Source organism: Massilia sp. CCM 8734 (assembly GCF_011682155.1).
Taxonomy (GTDB): domain Bacteria; phylum Pseudomonadota; class Gammaproteobacteria; order Burkholderiales; family Burkholderiaceae_D; genus Telluria_A; species Telluria_A rubra.
Window position 1 is genome coordinate 1 of the sequence record NZ_WHJI01000069.1, and the last position, 22,447, is coordinate 22,447.

18 protein-coding genes are annotated in these 22,447 nt (G+C 59.1%); 15 read left to right on the plus strand and 3 right to left on the minus strand.

Annotation, left to right across the window (positions count from 1 at the left end; all coding sequences use genetic code 11):
* The first annotated feature begins 241 nt into the window (after positions 1-241).
* From F2P46_RS33995 to F2P46_RS34025, 7 genes are all read left to right on the plus strand, one after another.
* Positions 242-2,227 (plus strand): bifunctional diguanylate cyclase/phosphodiesterase, encoded by a 1,986-nt coding sequence (locus F2P46_RS33995; RefSeq protein WP_166898723.1) that lies wholly within the window; start codon positions 242-244, stop codon positions 2,225-2,227.
* A 183-nt stretch (positions 2,228-2,410) separates the two neighbouring features.
* Positions 2,411-3,616, plus strand: coding sequence for an MFS transporter (locus F2P46_RS34000; protein ID WP_166898725.1), 1,206 nt, complete (start codon positions 2,411-2,413; stop codon positions 3,614-3,616).
* A gap of 78 nt (positions 3,617-3,694) precedes the next feature.
* Positions 3,695-5,134 (plus strand): sorbosone dehydrogenase family protein, encoded by a 1,440-nt coding sequence (locus tag F2P46_RS34005; RefSeq protein ID WP_166898726.1) that lies wholly within the window; start codon positions 3,695-3,697, stop codon positions 5,132-5,134.
* An 84-nt stretch (positions 5,135-5,218) separates the two neighbouring features.
* On the plus strand, positions 5,219-5,662 hold the full coding sequence (locus F2P46_RS34010) for a thioesterase family protein (RefSeq protein WP_166882465.1): 444 nt from the start codon (positions 5,219-5,221) through the stop codon (positions 5,660-5,662).
* A 64-nt stretch (positions 5,663-5,726) separates the two neighbouring features.
* Positions 5,727-6,329 (plus strand): RNA polymerase sigma factor, encoded by a 603-nt coding sequence (locus F2P46_RS34015; RefSeq protein WP_229509570.1) that lies wholly within the window; start codon positions 5,727-5,729, stop codon positions 6,327-6,329.
* Between the two features lie 9 nt (positions 6,330-6,338).
* Positions 6,339-6,821: a hypothetical protein gene (locus F2P46_RS34020; RefSeq protein WP_166898728.1), complete on the plus strand. Its 483-nt coding sequence runs from the start codon at positions 6,339-6,341 to the stop codon at positions 6,819-6,821.
* Between the two features lie 24 nt (positions 6,822-6,845).
* Positions 6,846-7,802 (plus strand): hypothetical protein, encoded by a 957-nt coding sequence (locus F2P46_RS34025; protein ID WP_208296890.1) that lies wholly within the window; start codon positions 6,846-6,848, stop codon positions 7,800-7,802.
* Between the two features lie 49 nt (positions 7,803-7,851).
* On the opposite strand, the gene F2P46_RS34030 is transcribed toward F2P46_RS34025, so the two are convergent.
* Positions 7,852-8,346 carry a DUF3016 domain-containing protein gene (locus F2P46_RS34030; RefSeq protein WP_166898729.1) on the minus strand — a complete coding sequence of 165 codons (495 nt, stop codon included), beginning with the start codon at positions 8,344-8,346 and terminating at the stop codon, positions 7,852-7,854.
* Positions 8,347-8,508: 162 nt separating this feature from the next.
* Here F2P46_RS34030 and F2P46_RS34035 point away from each other — a divergent pair, with 162 nt between their 5' ends.
* Both F2P46_RS34035 and F2P46_RS34040 read left to right on the plus strand, forming a co-directional pair.
* Positions 8,509-9,246 carry a DNA-formamidopyrimidine glycosylase family protein gene (locus tag F2P46_RS34035; RefSeq protein WP_166898730.1) on the plus strand — a complete coding sequence of 246 codons (738 nt, stop codon included), beginning with the start codon at positions 8,509-8,511 and terminating at the stop codon, positions 9,244-9,246.
* Between the two features lie 186 nt (positions 9,247-9,432).
* Positions 9,433-10,938 carry an HD domain-containing phosphohydrolase gene (locus F2P46_RS34040; RefSeq protein WP_166898732.1) on the plus strand — a complete coding sequence of 502 codons (1,506 nt, stop codon included), beginning with the start codon at positions 9,433-9,435 and terminating at the stop codon, positions 10,936-10,938.
* Positions 10,939-10,951: 13 nt separating this feature from the next.
* Here the strand turns inward: F2P46_RS34040 and F2P46_RS34045 are convergent, their stop codons facing one another.
* On the minus strand, positions 10,952-11,659 hold the full coding sequence (locus F2P46_RS34045) for a hypothetical protein (RefSeq protein ID WP_166898733.1): 708 nt from the start codon (positions 11,657-11,659) through the stop codon (positions 10,952-10,954).
* Between the two features lie 148 nt (positions 11,660-11,807).
* On the opposite strand from F2P46_RS34045, the gene F2P46_RS34050 reads away from it, so the two are divergent.
* On the plus strand, positions 11,808-12,257 hold the full coding sequence (locus tag F2P46_RS34050) for a hypothetical protein (protein ID WP_166898735.1): 450 nt from the start codon (positions 11,808-11,810) through the stop codon (positions 12,255-12,257).
* Positions 12,258-12,336: 79 nt separating this feature from the next.
* Here F2P46_RS34050 and F2P46_RS34055 read toward each other — a convergent pair whose 3' ends face one another.
* Entirely contained in the window at positions 12,337-13,218 is an 882-nt protein-coding gene (locus tag F2P46_RS34055) for a sensor histidine kinase (RefSeq protein ID WP_166898736.1), read from the minus strand.
* A gap of 396 nt (positions 13,219-13,614) precedes the next feature.
* Between F2P46_RS34055 and F2P46_RS34060 the strand changes: the two genes are divergently transcribed.
* The 5 genes from F2P46_RS34060 to F2P46_RS34080 all read left to right on the plus strand — a co-directional run bounded on the left by F2P46_RS34060 (position 13,615) and on the right by F2P46_RS34080 (position 21,895).
* Positions 13,615-15,669, plus strand: a complete 2,055-nt coding sequence (locus F2P46_RS34060; protein ID WP_229509571.1) for a type VI secretion system Vgr family protein — start codon at positions 13,615-13,617, stop codon at positions 15,667-15,669.
* 65 nt (positions 15,670-15,734) lie between these two features.
* Entirely contained in the window at positions 15,735-16,172 is a 438-nt protein-coding gene (locus tag F2P46_RS34065; RefSeq protein ID WP_166898738.1) for a DcrB-related protein, read from the plus strand.
* Positions 16,173-16,289: 117 nt separating this feature from the next.
* Entirely contained in the window at positions 16,290-20,498 is a 4,209-nt protein-coding gene (locus F2P46_RS34070) for an RHS repeat-associated core domain-containing protein (protein ID WP_166898740.1), read from the plus strand.
* Complete coding sequence (locus F2P46_RS34075) at positions 20,495-20,989, plus strand: hypothetical protein (protein ID WP_166898742.1); 495 nt, start codon at positions 20,495-20,497, stop codon at positions 20,987-20,989. The genes F2P46_RS34070 and F2P46_RS34075 overlap by 4 nt, the downstream gene beginning before the upstream one ends.
* A gap of 414 nt (positions 20,990-21,403) precedes the next feature.
* The gene (locus F2P46_RS34080) at positions 21,404-21,895 is read left to right on the plus strand and encodes a hypothetical protein (protein ID WP_166898744.1); all 492 of its coding nucleotides are present in this window, start codon (positions 21,404-21,406) and stop codon (positions 21,893-21,895) included.
* Positions 21,896-22,447: the final 552 nt, after the last annotated feature.

Below are 22,447 nucleotides of genomic sequence, written 5' to 3' on the forward strand. Positions count from 1 at the left end.
CTGAGGTAGAATTCATGCCGGGCAAGGTGCGTTCGTGTTGAAATTGTGTTTTATGGATAACTCACATTTTATCAATCACTTACGGCATTCTTGCCCTTTTTTATGCAAAATTCAGGCTAGCAGCCTGCGCGGGAATGACGGGCCTTAAGTTAACGCCATGGCCGTCATTCGCGCCTGAGGCGGGGAACTAATCCCATCACGCCGCATCTAACCAGTTCATTCATCCGGTTGCGGAACGCGCATGAACGATCACCTGGTCCAGTTTTACGAGGACGACGTCTTTCTCATCAAGGGCTTGTCCGACTACATCGGCAGCGCCCTCGAGCGTGGCGACAAAGGCATTGCCATCGCCACCAGCAGCCACCTCGAGATGCTGCACGAGAGCCTGAGCGCGCGCGGCCTGGTCGACGCCAAGGGCCGCAGCGCGGACGGCAGCTATCTGGCCTTGCACGCCGACCACATGCTGCCCATGTTCATGGAAGATGGCTTGCCCGACGAGCGGCGTTTCCGCAGCGCCATCGGCAACGTCATCCGCCAGGCCAGCGAGCGGCACCAGGGCCGCGTGTGCGTGTTCGGCGAAATGGTGGCCATCCTGTGCGCCACCTCGCACTGCTCGCTCAACGCCGGCGGCAAGCACGACGCCGCCATCCGGGTCGAGCGCTTCTTCAACAACCTGCAGCGCCAGTTCGATTTCGACCTGCTGTGCGCCTATCCGCTCAACGCCTTTCCGGCCGCGGCCGACGCGCCCATGTTCGACGAAGTGTGCACCCTGCACACCCACGTGCTGCCGGCCGAAAGCTACGACCCCGCAGCCAGCGTGCAAACCCTGCAGCGCACCATCGCCGCCCTGCAGCAGCAAGCGTATTCGCTCTCGACCGAGGTGCACGACCGCCGCCTGATCGAGCAAGCGCTGCGCGAAGTCAACATCGACCGCCTGACCGGCCTGCCCAACCGCAATGTGTTCCAGGACCGGCTGGAAATGGACATCAAAAAAGCCCACCGCAGCGGCTTGCCGCTGGCCCTGCTGTTCATCGACCTCGACCACTTCAAGGAAATCAACGACACGCTCGGGCACCAGGTCGGCGACATGCTGCTCAAGCAGGTCGGGCAGCGCCTGCAAACCTATGTGCGCGAGAGCGATACCGTGGCGCGCCTGGGCGGGGACGAATTCACCATCACCCTGAGCGAACTGCACAATGTCGACACGGTCACCGACGTGGCCCAAAAAATCCGCAACGACCTGGCCAAGCCTTTCCTGCTCGGCAACGAGCTGGCCTATATCTCGGCCAGCGTCGGCATCACCCTGTATCCGCGCGACGCGCAGACGGCGGGCGAACTACTGCGCAACGCCGACCAGGCCATGTACCAGTCCAAGGACAACGGCCGCAACCGCTTTACCTATTTCACCGCCAGCATGCAGGAGGCGGCGCAGGCGCGCATGGCGATCAGCAACGAGTTACGGCGCGCCATCGATGAAGGCCAGCTCACGGTCCACTTCCAGCCCATCATCGACATGCACAACGGCTGCATCCGCAAGGCCGAGGCGCTGGTGCGCTGGCTGCATCCTTCGCGCGGCGCGGTCAGCCCGGTCGACTTCATCCCCATCGCCGAGCACACCGGGCAGATCGTCACGATCGGCAACTGGGTGTTCCGCCAGGCGCTGGCGCACGCGCGCCGCTGGCGCGCCTTCGACCAGCAACTGACGGTCAATGTCAATGTCTCGCCGGTCCAGTTCTATCACACCAACGGCGAAAACTGCCGTCACTGGCTGACCGACTACAGCTTCGCCCCCAACGGCGACACCAGCCCGCCCGAAGTGGGGATCGAGATTACCGAAGGGCTGCTGCTGGCGTCCAACAACGCGGTGATGAAGCAGTTGCTGGCGTTTCAGCAGGCGGGCATCAAGATTTCGCTCGACGATTTCGGCACCGGGTATTCGTCGCTGTCCTACTTGCGCAAGTTTAATCTCGACTACCTCAAAATCGACAAGTCCTTCGTCTACAACCTGGAGCACGACGCCGCCAACGTGGCGCTGTGCGAGGCCATCATCGTCATGGCCCACAAGCTGGGCCTGAAAGTCATTGCCGAGGGGGTGGAGACCGAACAGCAATACGATATATTGCGCCGGGCCGGCTGCGATTACGGCCAGGGATTTCTATTCGGCGAACCGCTCCCGCCCGATGCGTTCGAAGCGCTGTTGCAGGAGCGCCCGAGGCTGAGCGCCTGAGAGGCTGAGAGTCTTTCGATCATGCCCGCTCATCACGCCAGAAAACTCTCAACCTCTGAAGCGGCGTCGCTTGCGCGCGCGTGGCCCCTGGCCGGACTAAAATGACCGCCAGCAATATTTCCGTCTTGACCGTACAATCGTCCGGTGCGCCCTTGCGCCAACAACCCGCAAGCGCGCAAGCACATGGACAGCCCACCCCGCAGCGGCGACACGATCGCCATCCTCGCCATCACCCAGGTCTTGTCCTGGGGTACCTTGTACTACGCCTTCGCCATCGTGGCGCACGACATCGCGCGCGAGCTGGCCTTGCCTCCCGCCGCCGTGTTCGGCGCGTTTTCGTGGTGCCTGCTGGTGGCCGGCGTCGCCGCCACGCCCTCGGGCATGCTGATCGACCGCCACGGCGGCCGCCTGGTGATGGCCGGCGGCTCGCTGTTGTGCGGACTCGGCTTCATCCTGCTGAGCCAGGCCCGTGGCGTGCTCGGCTATTACCTGGCCTGGAGCGTACTCGGCGCATCCATGTCGGCCGTGTTGTACGAGGCCGCGTTCGCCACCCTGAACCGCCAGTTCGGCCTCGGCGCGCGCCGGGCCATCTCGACCGTCTCCCTGTTTGGCGGTTTCGCCAGCACCGTGTTCTGGCCGCTCACGGTGCAACTGAACAGCGTGCTGGGCTGGCGCCACACCTTCCTGATCTACGGCCTGGCGCAGTTGCTGCTGTGCCTGCCGCTGCACCTGCTGCTGGGCACGCCGCCGGCGCGCGCCAGGGTGCACCCGCAGGCGCCGGCGGGCGCCGATTTCAGCCTCAGGCAAGCGTTGCGCCATCCCGCCTTCTGGAAACTGGCCTTCGCCTTTTCGGCCAACAGCTTCATTTTCTCGGCGCTGTCGGTGCACCTGATTCCAATCCTGCAATCGTACGGACACGCCTTGTCGAACGTGGTGTGGATGGCCGCGCTGATCGGTCCGATGCAGGTCGCCGGCCGCCTCGGCGAAATGCGCTTTGCCCGCCACGCGCGGCCGCAGGTGGTCGGCATGGTCTGCTTCGCGGTGTTGCCCGGCGCCTTGCTGGCCGTGCTGTTCTGGGGCCAGCACCAGGCGGCGGTGGCCTTGTTCTGCATGTTGTATGGCTTCTCGAACGGCATCCTGACCATTGTGCGGGGTACCGTGCCGCAACTGCTGTTCGGTGCGCGCAATTACGGCGCCATTTCCGGCGCCCTGGCCGGCCCGGCACTGGTCTCGCGGGCGGCGGGGCCGATCGCGATCGCCACCCTGCTCCAGTTCAAGGCGTCGCCGGCGCTGCTGTTTTCGCTGCTGCTGGTTTTTTCGTTGGCCTCGCTGGTGCTGTACCTGCTGGCGGTGCGCAGCGGGAGCGACGCCGCCGCGCGGCCGCGCTGAACGGCGTGCGATGGCGCACAGACTGGCGCCAGGTCCGCCCGTATTGTCAATTACTCAATGCCACCCCCGGAGATTGACATGCTCACATCATACCTGCGGACCCTCCTGGCCACCTTGGCCCTGCTCCTGCTGTCGGCCTGCGGCTCCGACGACGACCAGCCGTCCACGCCCCCGGGCGGCAGCGGTGCGCTGACGGTCAACCTGGCCGGCCTGCCCGCCGGCCTGCCGGCGGCGGTGCGCATCAGCGGCCCGGCTTCCTACGCAAAAACCATCGGCAGCGGCCAGACCTTGTCGGGTCTCGCGCCCGGCAATTACACCGTCAGCGCCGACAGCATCCTGAGCGGCAACCTGAGCTGGAGCGCCGCCACGCCGGTCCAGAACGCCACCGTGGCGGCCGACAGCAACGCCGTCGTCAACATCAGCTACAGCAGCACTACGCTGGCGCTCGCCGTGCGCGAAGTGGCCAACGTCAGCGGCGCCGTGTTCCTCACCGCCCCGAGCGGCGACACGCGCCAGTTCATCGTCGAACGCAGCGGGCGCATCCTCGTGATCCAGGATGGCGCCCTGCTCGGCACGCCTTTCCTCGACATCCGCAACCGGGTCGCGACCGTCGGCGAAGGCGGGCTGCTGTCGATGGCCTTCCATCCCGACTATGCCCGGAACGGCTGGTTTTTCATCTACTTCACCGATGCGGCCAATAACATCGTTGTCGAGCGGCACAGCGTATCGTCGGCCAACCGCAACCTGGCCGAGCCGTCGGCGGTGCTGGAAATCATCCGCATTCCCCATCCCGGCGCCACCAATCACTACGGCGGCCTGGTCAGCTTTGGCCCGGACGGCATGTTGTACCTGGCCACTGGCGACGGCGGTGGTACGGGTGACCCGCAGGGCAACGCGCAAAACCTCAATTCGCTGCTGGGCAAGATGCTGCGCCTGGATGTGGCCGATTCGCGCGGCGTGCAGCCGTACCTGATTCCGCCATCGAACCCCTTTGTCGGCCAGGGCGGCCGCCGCGCCGAGATCTGGGCCTCGGGTCTGCGCAATCCATGGCGCTACGCCTTCGACGGCGATCGCCTGTACATCGCCGACGTTGGCCAGGCCAGGCGCGAGGAAGTCGACATCGCCAGCGTCAAGCAGGCCGGCCTGAACTACGGCTGGAACACCATGGAAGGCACCTTGTGCTACAACGCGGCCATCTGCAACAAGAACGGGCTGACCTTGCCGGCGTTCGAATACGATCACGGCAACAACAACGTCAACGGCTGCTCGATCACGGGCGGCTTCGTGTATCGCGGCAAGGCGATTTCGGAACTGGCCGGACGCTACTTCTATTCCGACTATTGCGGCGGCTACCTGAAGAGCTTCCTGTACAAGGACGACAGCGTCACCGAGCAGACCAGCTGGGCCATTGCCGACATCGATGCGATTCAATCGTTCGGCCAGGATGGCGACGGCGAGCTGTACCTGATCGCCGCCACCGGCAAGGTGTACCGGATCGTGCGCGCGCCCAAGGCTTGAAAGGGCCTGAGGGTAACAAGTCGGCATGGCGGGGCGTGAGGCGCTAAAATTGGCGTTTGCCCCGTCCACCACGAAACCGACACTATGGCCCGCCTGATTCTCGATTTTCCGGAAGACCAGTATTACTACACGACCCCGCTAACCGTGCGCGTCACCGACATCAACGGCGCCAACCACCTCGGCAACGACTCGATGATTTCAATGATTTCCGAGGCGCGCGCGCGTTTCCTGTACGAATTCGGCGTCGCCGAAACCGAGCGCGACGGCACCGGCATCATCGTCACCGACCTGGCCACCACCTACCGCGCCGAAGCGCACGCGCGCGACCAGTTGCTGTTCGAGGTCGGCGTGATGGATTTTAACAAGTACGGCGGCGACATCATCTTCCGCGTCACCCGTCCGCGCGACAAGAAAGAAATCACCATGGCCAAGTCGGGCTTCGTCTTTTTCAACTACAAGACCACGCAAGTGGTGACCATGCCGGACGAGTTTCGCGCCAAATTCCCGCGCGTGAACTGGATCGATTAAGGGGTCCCCCTCAATTAGTTGGAACTTTTTCTTCCTTTGGCGGCAATACAGGGAAGAGACCACCATGACCATGCCGCCCACCGCCCTCGCCACCGACACCGACCTGCTGCGCCAGCTGCGCGATGGCGTGGGCGCGGCCTTCCAGACCCTGTACCAGCGCCATCAGGGGCCGGTGTACCGCTTCGCCCTGCTGCGCACCGGCTCAGGCGACACAGCGGCCGACATCGTCCAGGAAGTGTTCATGGGTTTGCTGACCGGCAGTTTTCATTACGATCCGCTGCGCGGCCTGCTGCAAAACTTCCTGTTCGGCGTGGCGCGCAAACTCATCCTCAAGCATGAACAGCCGCGCCTGCGCCTGGCCAGCCTGCCCGACGTCGATCCGGACGACGAGACCACCCAGGAGCTCGCCAGCGACGATGGCGAACCGCTGGCGCGCCTGCTCGAAAATGAAACGGCCGAGCAGGTGCGGCGCGCGCTGGCGCAACTGGCGCCGCACTACCGCGACGCCGTCATCCTGTACGAGCTGCACGACATGTCTTACCTCGCCATCGCCGATATTTGCCAGGTCGACATCGGCACCGTGCGCTCGCGCCTCTCGCGCGGGCGCGCCGCCCTGGCTAAACGGCTGGCCGCGCACCGTCCCGCCGCCCTGCACGCGCTCCTCTGAAAGACCGCCATGAACCACGATCCCATCGACCCCGCCTTGGCCGCCCCGCTCGCCGCTTTGCGCAGCGCCAGCGCCGATTGCGGCGCGCCGCCGCGTGTGGAGCAAGCCCTGATGGCGGCCTTTGCACAGCGGTTTGCGCGCAAGCGCTGGTACCAGCGCCTCTCGCCCGCGCACTGGGGCCTGGCGGGCGCTCTGGGCAGTGCTACGGCGGCCGTGCTGGCCGTGCTGATCCTGCGCGCACCGCTGCCCGGCGCCGCCGACGCTGACGCGCCCTTGCAGCTCGACGACGGCCTGGCCTTCATCGCGCTGGCCTCGCAGGAGCGCATCGAGCAGGAAACCCATCCGCGCATGCTCGAAGCGAGCCTGCAACGCACCGAACTGGCGGCGCTCGGCGTGCCGGTCAGCCCGGAAACGGCGGGCGACTTCGTGCGCGCCGAGATGCTGGTGGGCGCCGACGGTTCGCCGCTGGCCCTGCGCCTGAGTTCGCAATAACCCACATCACCGAAGAGGACCATCATGCACAGTACTTCCCTCCTGTTCGCCGTCCTGCTGGGCGGCGCGCTGCTTCCCGGCGCCCAGGCCGCCGCCGCCGCGCCGCCCGACCCGCTGCGCTTTACCGGCCCGCTGCTGCCGATGCATGGCAAGGTGGTCAAGAACGCGCCGTACAGCGCCGAGGCGGTTTCGGAACAGTTGCAGCGCCTGGCCGACGGTAACGAGATCAACCGCGCCAGCAGCAGCATGAATTACCGCGACAGCGCCGGCCGCACACGCCAGGAAATCCGCGACGCCGACGGCGAGCTGCGCACGGTCACCTTGTACCTGCCGGCCGACGGCGTCACCTACATCCTCAACCCGCGCCAGAAAAGCGCGGACAAGTTGCCCGACCCGAGCGCTGCGGCGACCGAAGCCCAGGCCAAGGCCCAGGCCCAGGCCAAGGTGGCGCAACTGCGCGCCGACGCGGGCGACGCGGTGATCGTCAAAAGCGTCGAGCGGACCGAGGGCGACGCCCGCAAGCGAGTTCCGGAAAAGGCACGCATCCTCGTCAACAACATGGCCGCGACCCGTATCGGCGCGGCCGTGGAGAGCGCGTTCGGCGACATGCGCTGGGCAGCGCAGGCCAGCACGCGCGAGCTGGGCAGCAAGGAGATCGAGGGCGTCAAGGCCAACGGCAAGCTGCGCACCTACGAAATTCCCGCCGGCGGCATCGGCAACCGCAACGCCATCGTGGTGTCGCACGAAAGCTGGTACGCGCCCGAGCTGAAGGTGACCGTGTACAGCAAGCACAGCGATCCCCGCAGCGGCGAGCGCATCTACCGGCTGAGCAATATCAAGCGCGAGGAACCGCCGGCGTCCCTGTTTGTCGTGCCGCCGGACTACACCGTGAGGGACGTGCCCGTCAGGGAGGTGCCCGTCAGGGACATGCCCGTCAGGGACGTGCTGGCCGAGCGTGCCAGGGCGGCCGGCGGCCGCTGAGCGGCCGTGCTTGTGGCAACAATGATGAGCTGGCTTCTATGAGCTCAGCCTAGCGCGCCGCCACGGCCTGCTTGAACCAGTCATCGAGCATCTGCTTTTCGTAGCGCAGCAGCTCGGTGTTGCCGTAATGGTTCATGCGGTTCAGGTACTGCATATTGCTCAGTTTTTCCTCGCCCGACTTGATGACCTTGCCGCCCTCGGTGAGGCTGTAGCGGAAATGGATATGCGGCCAGTCGGCGCCGCCGTTCATCACGCGCAGATCCTGGCCGCCGCGAAAATTCGGCTTGGTCTGCCCGGCCAGGTCGACATCGAGCACCTCCACCTTGAGTTCCTGCCCGGCCGGCAGGCTGGCGCCCAGCTTGTCGAAGTGGGCCGTCAGTTGCTTGAGCACGCGCTCGCGCTCCCACGGCGTGAACGGCACGTCGGTAAAACGGTCCGGCTCGACGTACGACACCGTTGCCGCCGCCGTGGCCGCACTGGCCGGCAGGGCCATCACGGCCGCCAGCGCACTTGCTTGCAAGACCTTCGTCAATACGCTTTTCATGTTGATCCTTTCAATGCGCAACGCGCTTCCTCAGAATGAAATATACGCGCTTTTGACAGCGCCGTCGGTCCACGGATTGTCGCCGTTTGTATCGAAATGTTAGCCGCCTCACGGTGTCGTTCGCGCTTTCAATCCAGAATCGGTAAAAAAAAGGAGATCACCGTGCCCGAAGGACCATCGCTCGTCATCCTGCGTGAAGAAACGACTGCCTTCGTCGGCAAGGAAATCGTGCACGCCAGCGGCAACAGCAAGACCGTCGACCTGCCAAGCCTGGAAGGCCAGCGCATCGTCTCGCTGCGCAGTTGGGGCAAGCATTTCCTCATCGAACTGCCGCACACGGTGCTGCGCATTCACTTCATGCTGTTCGGCAGTTATCGCATCAACGAGCGCAAGGACAAGCCGGCGCGCATGGCGCTCGAATTTGCCGACGGCAGCGAACTCAATTTCTACGCCTGCTCGGTCAAGCACATCGAGCCCGACATCGACGCGGCCTACGACTGGGATGCCGACATCATGTCGCCCACCTGGGATGCGGCCAAGGCGCGCAAGAAGCTGCGCGCCGCACCCGCCATGCTGGCCTGCGACGCCCTGCTCGACCAGGCCATCTTCGCCGGCGTGGGCAACATCATCAAGAACGAAGTGCTGTTCCGGATCCGCCTGCATCCGCTCTCGACCATCGGCGCGCTGCCGGCGCCCAAGCTGCGCGCCCTGGTCGAGCAAGCCCGACAATACAGCTTCGACTTCCTCGAATGGAAAAAGCAATACGTGCTGAAACAGCACTGGCTGGCGCACCGCAAGAGTAGCTGTCCGCGCTGCGACATGCCTTTCTCAAAAGGCAATCTGGGCCTGAGCAAACGGCGCGCGTTTTACTGCGAGCGATGCCAAAAACGCTATGGTTGATGGCGTGCGCGCGACACCCTTGATCAAATTACGTCAGATGCACGCCGCATATGCGCTTGGGTTTGTATTGCCTGTTGTTAATAGAGTGCAGTCGGTCTACAATCGAACGGTCCCCCCGCGCGTCACGGGCCGGCCTTGGGCTGTCGATGCGCTTGCCTCGCAACACACCGGTATCGGAACCCGTTCATGTCATTTCCATCCTCCGCCGCGCCCAAACTCGCCCCATGGAAAGTTTTGCTTGTCGATGACGAGCCGGACATCCACAACATCACCAAGCTGACCTTGAGCCGCTTCCGCCTCGACGGGCGCGCGCTGACCTTCCTGCACGCCTACACCGGCGCCGAAGCGAAGGAGGTGCTGGCGCGCGAGAGCGATATCGCGCTGGTGTTCCTGGATGTGGTGATGGAAAACGACGACAGCGGCCTGGAAGTGGCGCGCTGGATGCGCGAAGACCTGGGCAACCAGTTCACCCGCATCGTGCTGCGCACCGGCCAGCCGGGGCAGGCGCCGGAAGAGCGCGTGATCGTCAATTACGACATCAACGATTACAAGGAAAAGACCGAGCTCGACCGGACCAAACTGTTCACCACCACCTTTGCCGCCCTGCGCGCCTACCGCGACATCATGAAGGTCGAAGAAGCGCGCCTGCTGCAAGTGAATTATCGCGAAGGCCTGGAGCGGGTGATCGCGGCTTCGTCGCACATTTTCCAGCAACGCAACCTGAAAGACTTCGCCAGCGGCTTGTTGCAACAAGTCGTGGCCTTGCTGCGCCTGGAAAAAAGCATGCTGCTGCGCCTGGCGGGCGCGAGCGTCATTACCGGCGAGAGCGAATACGAAGTGCTGGCGCAGATCGGCGACATTGGCGAGGCCATGCTTGGTCCCGAACTGATGGCCCAGCTCGACGATGCGCGCAGCAACCGCATTTCGCGCTTGCATGGCGATACCTACGTCGGCTACTTTCCAAACAGCAGTGGTAAAGCCTCGCTGCTGGTGCTCAAGGGCGTGGAAGAAATCGCCGATATCGATGCCCAGTTGCTCGAAGTGTTCTGTTCGGGCGTGGCTATCGCGTTCGACAACATCCTGCTCACGCAAGAGATCACCGATACCCAGGCCGAGCTGATCATGCGCCTGGGCGACGTGGTCGAATCGCGTTCCAACGAGGCCGGCAACCACGTGCGCCGCATGTCGCAGGTGTGCCATATGCTGGCGCAGGCGTCCGGCATGCCGGAAGATGAGACGGCGGTGCTGATGCACGCCGCGCCGATGCACGACATCGGCAAGATCGCCACGCCCGACGCGGTGCTGCTCAAGCCGGGCAAGCTCACGCCCGAGGAGTGGGAAATCATGAAGCAGCATCCGACGGTGGGCCTGTCGATCCTGGACGGCTCGTCGCGCCCGATTTTAAAGGCGGCGGCCGTGATCGCGCACCAGCATCACGAAAAATTCGATGGCAGCGGTTATCCGCAAGGCTTGATGGGGCCGGATATTCATATTTACGCGCGCATCGTGGCCGTGGCCGACGTGTTCGATGCGCTCAGTCACAAGCGTTGTTACAAGAATGCATGGCCGCTGGAGGACGTGGTGGCGCACTTGCGTGAAGTGTCAGGAACGCATCTCGACCCGGTGTTTGTGGAGCTGCTGATCGCCAACATTGACGCCGCGGTCGATATCAACCGGCGCTGGCCGGACTGAGGCAAACTTTGTATCAGGTAAACAATGACTTATTCCGGTCCGTATTCTCATGAGCATTATTGACCGCGCCGGTGTCGATTAGTCTGAGATAGGCGGCCTGATCTGCAATAACATCGTCAGTTAACAATCCCCGCTGATGCAGCGACACATACAGCGCAGCGGCATAGGCCTGGCAATTGATCGAGCGTGCAGGATTAAAAGCGATATCGGAAAATGCACTATACTTCAGAACGATGTCGGCTAATTCAGGTTGCTTAAATAGCGCATTAATGTACAGCCAATCGTAGAACGCAGTACGCGGCTCCAAAGGCCAATCCACATCAAAGTACTGGAATTTGATCAATCTTCCATTCTGATTGAGGCGCTCGTCGCGCTTTGCATCGATCGAGCGCGCGCCGAGCAAGTCTGTAAACGGCCCGCCATGCTCGAACACCTTACTGGATTGAAAAGCACACTCCAGGCTGAACTCACGTTCATATCGATCCGTCTTGATCATCAGATTAAATGCACTCAGCCGCACGCCCCACGCGTCCTTCGACTTGCTCGAAATCTCCAGGACGGCATTCACCCCCAACTGCTCGATGCTACGCTGGTGTAAGGAATCGATGGATTTTTGGGCTTGACTGACCGACATTCCTGGAAACCACTGAAATTCAATATGATGCGTGGAGACAAGCAAAGGGCCAGTCAGGGATGGCGTAAAAACAGGGCGCTGAGCCATTTTTGTTTCCGATGGAAGTAGTCAGGTTGATCCGAAAAATGAGGGGTATCTTGCAGAAAAGACCATACAATATAGCTTCTTGCCATATGCGTCAACGCTTGAAAAAATGACAGGGAATCCAACCTTCACAAAACAATAGGGAAGAATTATGAAAATTACCGGATCAGATTATACCTATTGGACAAATATGCCTGGCGAAGCGACAGCGGCCAAGTTCTTGGAAAAAGTACGCTTGATGTGGCCAACGGCGCTGGTGGACGACGAGCGCCACGCGGGTGATGTCGAAATCTTCATCTCAAAAGACGCGGCCATGGATGATTTTCAGGACAAAAATGGTTATGCCTTGAATGAAGATGGCGAAGGCTGCTTTATGTTTTTCGCCTGCTCCAAGTCATTTTTTCATGGCGACGTACACATATCCAATATTCTTGGGTCTGCGGATCTCATGTCGACGGATCCTCACAATTCCACAATATTCCTGGCAAATCCAACACGCTATACTTTGGTGTTACCCACATTGCTGGAAGAAAGTGAGTTCTCGAAGAAAATACATACGTTCCTGATCGACTCACTATCGGAATCTGCCATGATCAAGTAAGCCACAGTCTTACGCACAGTTTCCGGAGCAATCGCACACGGAGAATGCCATGACGAGAACACCCGAAGCTTGATTTCGCCTACTTGCGGCTCTGCGGAAACCGCAAGCGGTAATGCAGCCCCTCCCCCGGCGCACTGTCCACCGTCACCGACCCGCCCAGCGGCCCGGTCACCAGGTTGTACACGATATGCGCCCCCAGCCCGCTGCCGCCCTGCGCGCGCCGCGTCGTAAAGAACGGATCGAACAGTTTCCCCAAGGTTTCCTGGTCCATCCCCGCCCCGTCGTCGCGATAATCGAACCACACCTGCCCGCCATCGAGCCTGACCTCGATCTTGATCACCCCGCTCTGCTCGCGCGTGTACCCGTGCACCAGCGAATTCATCAGCAGGTTGGTCACGATCTGCGACACCGCCCCGGGGAAACTGTCGAGCGTGATATCGTCCGGGCAATCGACCTCCACCTTCACAGGCCGCCCTTTCAGGCGCGGCTGCAGCGACAGCAGCACTTCAGCCAGATACGCCTTCATGTTAAAGCTGCGGATATGGTCCGACGACTGGTCCACCGCCACCTGCTTGAAGCTGCGCACCAGCGCCGCCGCGCGCTGGGTGTTGGTGGTCATGATGCGCAGCGACTGGTCGACGATGTCGAAGAACTGCGCCAGGCTGTCTTCTGTCATCTCGCCCGCCGCCAGTTCCTCGCGCGTAAGCTTCAACTCCTGCACCAGATGGCTGGTGGCCGTCACGCAAATGCCCAGCGGCGTGTTGATTTCGTGCGCCACGCCCGCCACCAGCCGTCCCAGCGAGGCCAGTTTTTCCTGGCGCACCAGTTCGGTCTGCGCATCCCGCAAGGCCGTCAGGGCCGCGTTCAAGGCTGAATTCTGCTGCTCCAGGCGTTCTTTGGCCACCCGCACCGCGTGGTCGGCCTGCATGCGCGCGATCGCCACCCCCACGTTGCTGGCCATAAACGCCAGCAACTCCAGGTCGACCTTGATTTACACAATCGGGGGATAGCAAATTCGCACGAAAGCACCTCCCATTTTCTTCACTCCCGACCAGCCGCAACCGACCTTCGCCTGCGCGGTATGGAGTTCTAACAAGGGATTAGAGCGAGCCTCCACTGCCTGAAAATAGTCTGATCGCAAAAGCAAATGCATACTTTCAGTTGCATTTCCAATATGAAATGATATAATAGTGTCATTGATTTTTTTGCAACCCCTGTCATTGCGTCGGTCTTCCTCGCTAGCTGCAGACGAAAAGCGAGCCCTAAGCAGGACCGATATCTGCATTGCACGCGAAAGCGCCGAGTACCTGGCCGCTCGTTCCACTATTTATCCCTACAGTCAGTCAAAGGACTCCCCATGAGTACGCTACCTTCCGCATCCTCTTCGTCAGGGGGCGACGACCGCCAGAGTACGCGCCTGCTGCGCCTGCGCTTTCCGTCCGGCGGCCCGTCGGGCCTGATGCTGGCCAACCGGCTCGACGCCGTCGAAGGGCTGTCGCGCGATTTCAACTTTACGGTGGAGGTATTGTCCGACAATCCCTCGATCGCGCTCAAGGATGTGCAGGGCAAACTGGCAACGGTCGAACTGGTGCGCGAAGACGGCAGCCTGCGCTACTTCAATGGCCACGTGTTCGAGTTCCGCCGCGTGCGCGCCGACGGCGGCTATGTGTACTACGAAATGGTCCTGCTGCCCTGGCTGGCCTACCTGCGCCTGCGCCGCGATAACTACCTGTATCACAACATGACAGTGCGCGACCAGACCGACGACATTTTCGGTGAGTATTCGGTGCGCAAGAGCGAGATGCGCATCGGCGGCCCCGATCCGGTCATGACCGACGCTTGCCAGTTCGACGAATCCGACTACAACTACGTGCACCGGCGCTGGGAAGCGAAAGGCTGGTTCTACTGGTACGAACACACGGCCGGCGGCCATACGCTGGTGCTGGCGGATGACTCGACTAGCGCGCCGCCGATCGACGGGCGCAGCGACATTCCCTTCCAGGCCGAAGCCGGCACCGAAGAAGACGACGCCCTGCGCGAATGGACGCCGGTGCGCAACCTGGTATCGGCCCACGTGGCGCTGGCCAGCTTCGACTTCAAGAAGCCGAAGCCGGTCAAGGTCGACCTGCCGACCGTCAACCAGCAGGGCGACGTATTGAAGAAAGAAGTGTACGAATACACCGGCGCCTACGGCTTCAAGGATGCCGGCGACGGCGACGCGCAAACCCGTCTGCGGCTCGAAGAAATCGAAGCCTCCGGCAAGCACTTCGAAGGCGCCGGCAACGACCGCTACGCACAGCCAGGACGCAGTTTCGATCTGACCGATCATTACGATGGCGGCGACAACTTCCTCATCATCGAGGTCCATCACACGGCCACCAACAACTATCAGGTGAGCCGCCAAACGGGGCTGTCGCATTACGAGAACCGGATCGGCTGCATCCGCAAGAAAATCCCGTGGCGGCCGGGGCGCGGTTTTAACAGCACGAGCACCAAAGTCTACGGCCTGCAAACGGCGATCGTGACCGGGCCGCCTGGCGAAGAAATCCACACCGACCAATACGGCCGGGTACGCGTGCAGTTCCACTGGGACCGCATCGGCAAGTATGACGACAAGAGTTCGGCCTGGATCCGCGTGGCCAGTGCCTGGAGCGGCCCCGGCTTCGGCATGACCTCGATTCCGCGGGTGGGCACCGAAGTCGTGGTCCAGTTCCTGAACGGGAATCCAGACCGTCCTCTGGTGACCGGCATGGTGCCGAACGAAGACACCATGCCGCCCTGGAAGCTGCCCGACAATAAAACCCAGAGCGGCGTGCTGTCGCGCAGCACGCCCAAGGGCGGCCCGGACAACGCCAACGGCATGCGCTTCGAAGACAAAAAAGGCGCCGAGCAGCTGTGGATGCAGGCCGAGCGCAACCTCGACGGCCTGGTCAAGAACGACCAGACCTACACCGTGCGGCACGACGAAACCCGCACCGTGGGCAACGACCAGAGCGTCAGTATCGGTAACAACCAGTCCATTTCGGTCGGGGTTGATCGCACCAAATTCGTGGGCGAGAACGAAATCAACCGGGTAAAAAAGACCCTGATCGAAACCGTCAAGACCGACACCTTGCAGCAGATCGGTGGAGACAAGAGCACCCTGGTCGGAAAAAACTTCATGATCGAGGCGGGCGACAGCTTCGCGATCACCTGCGGCAAAGCGGTCTTCTACATGGACAAGAAGGGTAATGTCGCCATCACGGGCGAGAACATCAACATCACCTCCAATGGCCCGATCCAGATCAACGGCAAGAAGATCGACATCAATCCAGGCGGTGGCGCTGCGGCCATCCAACCCAAGCCGAAAGGCGGCGGCGCGATCATCGCCGATGTCGATGCGCAGTTTACTCCGCCTCCACCTGCCAAATAATTTCCATTCCACCTTTAACACGAGTGCCGCCAGTCGGCGCCCTCATCTACAACGACGAGACCAGCATGAACTATCACATCAACGAAGGCAGCTTTACCATTCCCGCCAGCGCACATGACCGTAGTGTCAATATGCTGGTGCTCAATCTCGGCCCTGGCGGCCTGACCCTGGTTGCCACGCGCGACCTGGTGCAGGAAGGAGAGGACCTGGACGGCTTCCTGACGCGCCAGCTGCGCACCCTCGCGTCCCAAGTCAAAGGATTCAAGCAGCAGGAGCGCGTCGAGCTCATCGTCGGAAGCGCGCAATTGCCGGCCTTGCAAATAGCGAGCTCGTTCAAGCAAAACGGCGCCACCATGCACCAGCGCCAGACCGTGATCCGGCTGGCTGGCAGCTCAGTGCTGGTACTGACCATGACGTGCGCGTCGCCGCTCAACGCGGAACAGGACGCGTATGCACAGCAGTTACTGGACAGCTTTGTACCGGCCAGCACCTCACTGGACTAAGCACGAACACCAGAGTGTAAACGCATCGCTCATTGCCCACCTATCTTAAAGACTCTGCCCATGTGCCCAGCCGCCGCCCGAAAGACCGACCCGATTTCCCACACCTCGACTTTGGGCATGTTCGCTAAAATGGGCGGCGCGCTGGTCGTCGGCGTTGCGATCGGCGCAGCGCTTACCTACGGTGCCGTATTGGCAGTGGGACTGGTCATGGTCGGCCCAATTGGCTGGGTCGGCTTGCTGGCCATCGGTTTCGCAATCAGCGTCGTTCTAGAGGCGACCGGCATCAATGAAAAAGTAGATGAAGTGATCAGCGACATCGTTGACGTGTTCATTCCCAAATCGATCGAAGGAAAGATCATCACTGGGTCGCGCAACGTGGACATTAATTCCTTGCCGGCCGCACGTGCCGCATCGCCTGACGACGAGGACAAGATCGAGTGTGCCAAGCACAGCTCGGGGCCGCCACCGATGATCGCGCTGGGCTCAGGCAATGTCTACATCAACGACCATCCGGCGGCCCGCAAGGACGACATGACGACCTGCGGCGGCACGATTGCCGATGGCTCGAAGGATGTATTCATCGGTGGCGGGACGCAGAAAATACGCGACATCACGGACGAACGGCCCTGGTACGTCGCTGCCGTTGGCGTCGCGCTTGGCGCGGCGCTGGTTTTGTGCGGCAAGGGAAGAATGAACTTATCCGCGCTCAAATCGGCCTTGCCGTGCCTGGCGATGAATATTGGCGCGTCGATGCTGGGTACCGGCGTCGGACACATCATCAGAACGACGATGGGGCACCCCGTCAACGTCATCACGGGCGGAAAGATACTGCGCGAAACACCGGACTTTATCTTGCCTGGACCGCTACCGATCGAATGGGCGCGCTTTTATAGCAGCCATGACCGGCGGGAGAGCGGCCTTCTTGGCGTGGGCTGGAGCTTGGCCCACGAAGTACAACTGACGGTGGAGCGCGACGAACATGGAGCGGTGAGCGCCCTGTACTACTGCGACGATCAGGGTCGCAGCATGAGGTTCCCGCCAGTGGGGCCGGGGGAGTGCCACTACAGCACAGCCGAAGGCTACTACCTGATCTGCACGCAACTCGGACAATATCTGGTCCAGGACGTCGCGGGCATTTACCGCGACTTCGGGGTACCCGATATCGACTTTAACGGCATATTGAAATTACAGCGGCTGGAAGACCGCAACGGCAACTGGCAAGCGTTCCGCTACAATACTGCGGGCCTGCTACGTGAAATCAACGATGGCTGCGGACGCCGCCTCGATATTAAATATGACGCCATTCATCCCTTGCATGTGGCTGAAGTACACCTGACCAAAGGCGCCGAGGGCGAACCCGCAGAAGCCTTGGTGCGCTACCGCTACACGGCGCATGGCGAACTGGCACAAGTCATCAACCGCAGCGGCCAAGCGCATCGCCAGTTCGCCTACCGCCATGGCTTGATGACCGAGCACTCTATTTCCGGCGGCCTGCGCTGCCAGTACGAGTGGACAGGCGAAGGGACGGATGCGCGCGTTATCAAGCACTGGACCGACGACGGCGAAGCCTATCTGTTCCATTACGACCTGGCCGGGCAGCAGACGACTGTAACCGACCAGATCAATCGTGTCTACCACTGGACGTGGAGCGATGACAAGCAGCCAACCGCGTACACCGACCCGGAAGGCCACCTGTGGCGCTATGAGTGGGATGAGAACCGCCAACTGGTGTCAATGACCGATCCGCTAGGTGCCACGACGGGCTGGGAATACGATGAGCACGGGAATCTGACCACCACTATCAATGCCCTCGATCAGATCGAAAAAACGGAATGGCATGCAAGCTTGGACCTGCCCACCGCTGAAACCGACGCTGCCGGCAACCGCTGGACCTACCAGTACGACAAACGCGGCAACCTTCTTGTAGTCACCGATCCGGAAGGGTATGAAACCGAGCAGTTCTATAACGAGCTTGGCTTGCCGCACACGATCCGCGATCCGCGCGGCGGCTTCAAGCACATGGAGTGGAATGTGCGGGCGCAGATGACGGTGTATACCGATTGCTCCGGCAAGCGAACTGGCTTGACCTACAACGAGCGCGGCGCTCTGGCGCGCCTGACCGACGCTATGGGCAATACGACCGAATATGGCTTGGACGAACACGGGCGGATTACCAAGATCGTGCGCGCCGACGGCAGCGAGGAAAGGTTCGACTACGACCTGCGCGGCGATCTGCAAGCGAGTATCGACAGCGGCGGACGCGAAACCCAGTATCAGCGCAATACACGTGGCCAGTTGATCCGGCGCGTGAATGCTCTGGGAAGAAGCGTACATTACGTCTACGACGACGCGCACCGCCTTGAACAGCTGATTAATGAAAATGGCGAAGCATACCGGTTTGCATACGACCTCAACGACAACATGATTCAGGAAGTTCGCCTCGATGGCGTCGCCAAGCGAATCGATCGTGATGCGCGCGGTTTGGTAGTCGCCGTTACAGATGCCGTTGGTCATTCTGATTCCCTGACGTTGGGGATGCAGCGCGACGCGCTTGGCCGCCTGACGGCGAAGCACGCGCGCGGGCGTAGTGCTTCTTATCGGTATGACCAGGTTGGCCAGCTAGTTCAGGCGCAGCAGTACACCGACAACGGTGGTCCGCGCACCATCCAGGACAATATCCTGTTCGCCTATAACAAACGCGGAGAATTGCTGAGCGAATCCGGGCATATGGGTACTTTGACCTATCAATATGACGAGTTGGGCAACCGTAGCGCTACCACGCTGCCCGACGGGCGCACCATCAACTGCTTGTACTACGGATCTGGCCATTTGCACCAGATCAATCTCGATGGCCAAGTTATCACCGACATGGAGCGCGACGACCTGCATAGAGAAGTAGCGCGCAGCCAGGGTGAGCTTTCAACGCGCTTCGGCTATGACAGCGTTCATCGAAAAACATATCAGCAATCATTGCACATAACGCATCAGGACCGAGAGCTGCGAAAAGAGTGGCTGTACGATCAAGCTGGCGAACTGACGCAGAAGCGGCATTCACGTAATGGTGTGACTGATTATAGTTATGATCCGCTTGGTAGAATCAAGAGCACAATCAATGCCGTCCAGCGTGAAATTTTCCAGTGGGATGCTGCGTCAAATCTAGTCGACAACGGCCACAGTGGGGGCCACGTCAGACACAATCAACTGCTTGTGTTCGAAGACAAGCGCTTCGAGTACGACGTGCACGGCCGCCTGGAAACAAAACGGATTGGTTCGCACACTGAACAGCGCTTCAGCTACGACGGCGAACACCGGCTGCGCCAGGTAGAGACCACACTACGAGGCATGAAACACCTGGTCTACTTCGATTATGATGCCTTAGGGCGCAGGATTGGGAAGACTGATGCGTCCGGCACAACGTCATTCCTGTGGAACGGGATGCAAATGCTACAGGAGTACAATGGCGGTGGCGTGGCGACATATTTTTACGAATCCGGATCGTTTGTTCCTCTTGCCCGCGTAGATACTTTAAACAACCATCTGGCGGACGATTCCCAGTCTCTCTCTGGCAATGATGCTATCTACAACGTATACTACTTTCATAATGATGCATCGGGTATTCCAGAGGAGCTTACCTCGGTTGCCGGCAAAGTGGTATGGCAGGCGCAATACAAGACTTGGGGCACCACTGCGAACTTCAGCTGGATTCAGCATAGAGAGCAGGAGCCAATCATTCAGGCCAAGCAACCGATTGATCAAAGCATACGTTTCCAAGGGCAGTACTTTGACAAAGAAACCGGACTGCATTACAACACATTTCGATTTTACGACCCAGATCTTGGGCGATTTATTAGTCCAGATCCAATTGGATTGGCCGGGGGCGTAAATGTATATCAATATGCCCCTAACCCTAATGCATGGTCCGATCCGTTGGGCTTGGCAAAGTGGCCGTGTAATTCCCTTAAGCCAGAATCTGACTACTTGAAAGGTGGTCGACATGGAATGCAGACCCACCCAAATTCCGCACAAAATACTGCAGATTTCAAAAATAAGAATCAGCCCTATGGTATATGGGGAACTAAGGAGGATCTTATCTACGCGGGGCAACAAGCAAAAGGACTTACTCACGACGATTTCGTCGATTTCCCAATTAATCCCCCGTCCAAATTTGAAGGGGTACTAAAGCCGTCGATGGTGTATATCTCAGGACAAAAAGCGCCAATGCAAGCTAACGCGATTAGAGTTCGCAACAATCAGAACGGAACGTTTCATGGGTATCCCATACACACTAAAAATGCTGGAAAAATCAAATTGAACGAGGACAAATGACAACCTTTACTATTAAGAGAATACCGGGCACCTCCGGTCCAGCGCCCAAGCCTCGCGGAAAAACTATTGCGGCGGCGATAAATTCGGTTTATGGCGATGACGCTCGGGATTGGGAAATCAACTTTTGCAACATTCCGATTAGTCTTTGCATGACTTGCATTGCAGATATTTATGCAGACATGGTGAAAATAGAAGAAAAGATACGGATTGGGGAGAAATTCCAAGTAAGTTTTTTATCGTCGCAAATCACTTGCTTATTCACAATCGAGCCACGTGGAAAATACATTTCAGTGAATTCTCGATGGACATCTGCGTCAGACAATGAATTTTTGCAAGAACTTCAAGATTTGCCTCAACCAAGCGAATTCTGTTTGAATGAGTTCCTTTTTGAATTAACCAAATTCCTTCAATCAGTAAAAGACGACCTAATTTCGGCTGGATACAGTCGTCTTTATGATGAAAATCATCCGTGGGGCACTAAGCAATATTAACTAAAAATACAAAACATTGCTTTAATGCACAAACGCTTCGCAATAGGGAAGAAGTGAAAACAAGCCGCGAAACTACCAAAAGATACATTTACCGACTTTAAGTTCGATAAAAGCGCCGTCGAAATACAAAAAGAAATTCTTGAAGAGGCTAACAGTAAAGCTGCGGGAAAAATATCTGCCAAAGGGCCGAGTAAAGTCTATTTCCCCGGGGGAGAAAAAGCTCCGGAAAATGCGACGGGCGTACGAGCTAGCAATAATGGCGATGGAACTTTTCACGGCTTTCCAATAATTTTCGGGGAGGCTGGAAAGATACTCTCGAAAACAGAAATTGGAAAATAGAGATATCTTAATTCTGAAAATATAGCTGGTTGGTTGTAAAAAATGCCAAATTTTAATGATTGTTAAGGAGGTGACATGGAATTCTTAATTACCAATCCAGTCGGCGTTGCTAAAAAATCGTTTAGCGACGAGGACGAATCAGTTGGCGAGGCTATCGCCACTGTTTATTGTGATGACGAAAGACATTGGGCAATCCGATATGGCGGAGTAGAAATCCAGATGTATATGAGATGGGTAGAAGATATTTACCCAGATATGGTGAAAATGTTGGAGCGAATTAAGTTAGGAGGAAAGTTTAACTCTAGTTTTCTTCTAAATGTATTAGCTTGCAAATTTGAAATTGACCCAACCGGAAAAATGCTGCGTATAAAATCTAAATGGTTGGAAGCGCCAACGGACGAAAATTTGCTAGCGCTACAGGCACTTCCATTAGAAAATATTTTTAACAAAGATGAATTTGTGCGCGAGTTGACGAATTTTCTTCAAGTAATAAAAAATGACTTAATAGACGCTGGGTATGGCCATTACTTCAACGATAAAAATCCATGGGGCATTGTTATTCCATAAGTCCGGGCGCTTGATTATATAGTCACTTGCAAAACTGGTTGCGTGCGTGAATTTGATCGTCGGACTCGGCATGATAGATAGAAGGCTAGGCTCGGCCTCCTTGCAACCATTATTAAAACGTGACTATTCAGCCTCTGGGAAGCCTGCAAAAACCTATTTAAAATCAATCGGTTGCAGCTATCTGAAACCGATGAAAAACACGAAAATCCGGTTTTTCCTTATGAAAACCGCGTAAATCGAGCGTTTTCAGGCGCAGAAAACACGTAACTCATTGATTTGTAAGGGCTGAAAGTTACATTAAAACAAACTCGATGCTGATGATGATGATGGCTCAGATGAAGCCATCATCGACGCCACTTTCTTCTATCTGGAGATGGACACATTCATCTACGAGTAATCCGGATGTCACCGGGCCGTCCTCAAACCGCCTACTTGCGGCTCTGCGGAAACCGCAAGCGGTAATGCAGCCCCTCCCCCGGCGCACTGTCCACCGTCACCGACCCGCCCAGCGGCCCGGTCACCAGGTTGTACACGATATGCGCCCCCAGCCCG

Excerpts from the sequence above, each read along its gene's own strand:
- F2P46_RS34010 (WP_166882465.1), top strand. The coding sequence starts at position 5,219 with ATGGCCCGCCTGATTCTCGATTTTCCGGAAGACCAGTATTACTACACG.
- F2P46_RS34020 (WP_166898728.1), top strand. The coding sequence starts at position 6,339 with ATGAACCACGATCCCATCGACCCCGCCTTGGCCGCCCCGCTCGCCGCT.
- F2P46_RS34080 (WP_166898744.1), top strand. The coding sequence starts at position 21,404 with ATGGAATTCTTAATTACCAATCCAGTCGGCGTTGCTAAAAAATCGTTT.
- F2P46_RS34070 (WP_166898740.1), top strand. The coding sequence starts at position 16,290 with ATGTTCGCTAAAATGGGCGGCGCGCTGGTCGTCGGCGTTGCGATCGGC.
- F2P46_RS34045 (WP_166898733.1), bottom strand. The coding sequence starts at position 11,659 with ATGGCTCAGCGCCCTGTTTTTACGCCATCCCTGACTGGCCCTTTGCTT.
- F2P46_RS34050 (WP_166898735.1), top strand. The coding sequence starts at position 11,808 with ATGAAAATTACCGGATCAGATTATACCTATTGGACAAATATGCCTGGC.
- F2P46_RS34000 (WP_166898725.1), top strand. The coding sequence starts at position 2,411 with ATGGACAGCCCACCCCGCAGCGGCGACACGATCGCCATCCTCGCCATC.
- F2P46_RS34065 (WP_166898738.1), top strand. The coding sequence starts at position 15,735 with ATGAACTATCACATCAACGAAGGCAGCTTTACCATTCCCGCCAGCGCA.
- F2P46_RS34040 (WP_166898732.1), top strand. The coding sequence starts at position 9,433 with ATGTCATTTCCATCCTCCGCCGCGCCCAAACTCGCCCCATGGAAAGTT.
- F2P46_RS34005 (WP_166898726.1), top strand. The coding sequence starts at position 3,695 with ATGCTCACATCATACCTGCGGACCCTCCTGGCCACCTTGGCCCTGCTC.
- F2P46_RS34060 (WP_229509571.1), top strand. The coding sequence starts at position 13,615 with ATGAGTACGCTACCTTCCGCATCCTCTTCGTCAGGGGGCGACGACCGC.
- F2P46_RS33995 (WP_166898723.1), top strand. The coding sequence starts at position 242 with ATGAACGATCACCTGGTCCAGTTTTACGAGGACGACGTCTTTCTCATC.
- F2P46_RS34030 (WP_166898729.1), bottom strand. The coding sequence starts at position 8,346 with ATGAAAAGCGTATTGACGAAGGTCTTGCAAGCAAGTGCGCTGGCGGCC.
- F2P46_RS34015 (WP_229509570.1), top strand. The coding sequence starts at position 5,727 with ATGACCATGCCGCCCACCGCCCTCGCCACCGACACCGACCTGCTGCGC.
- F2P46_RS34025 (WP_208296890.1), top strand. The coding sequence starts at position 6,846 with ATGCACAGTACTTCCCTCCTGTTCGCCGTCCTGCTGGGCGGCGCGCTG.
- F2P46_RS34055 (WP_166898736.1), bottom strand. The coding sequence starts at position 13,218 with ATGGCCAGCAACGTGGGGGTGGCGATCGCGCGCATGCAGGCCGACCAC.
- F2P46_RS34075 (WP_166898742.1), top strand. The coding sequence starts at position 20,495 with ATGACAACCTTTACTATTAAGAGAATACCGGGCACCTCCGGTCCAGCG.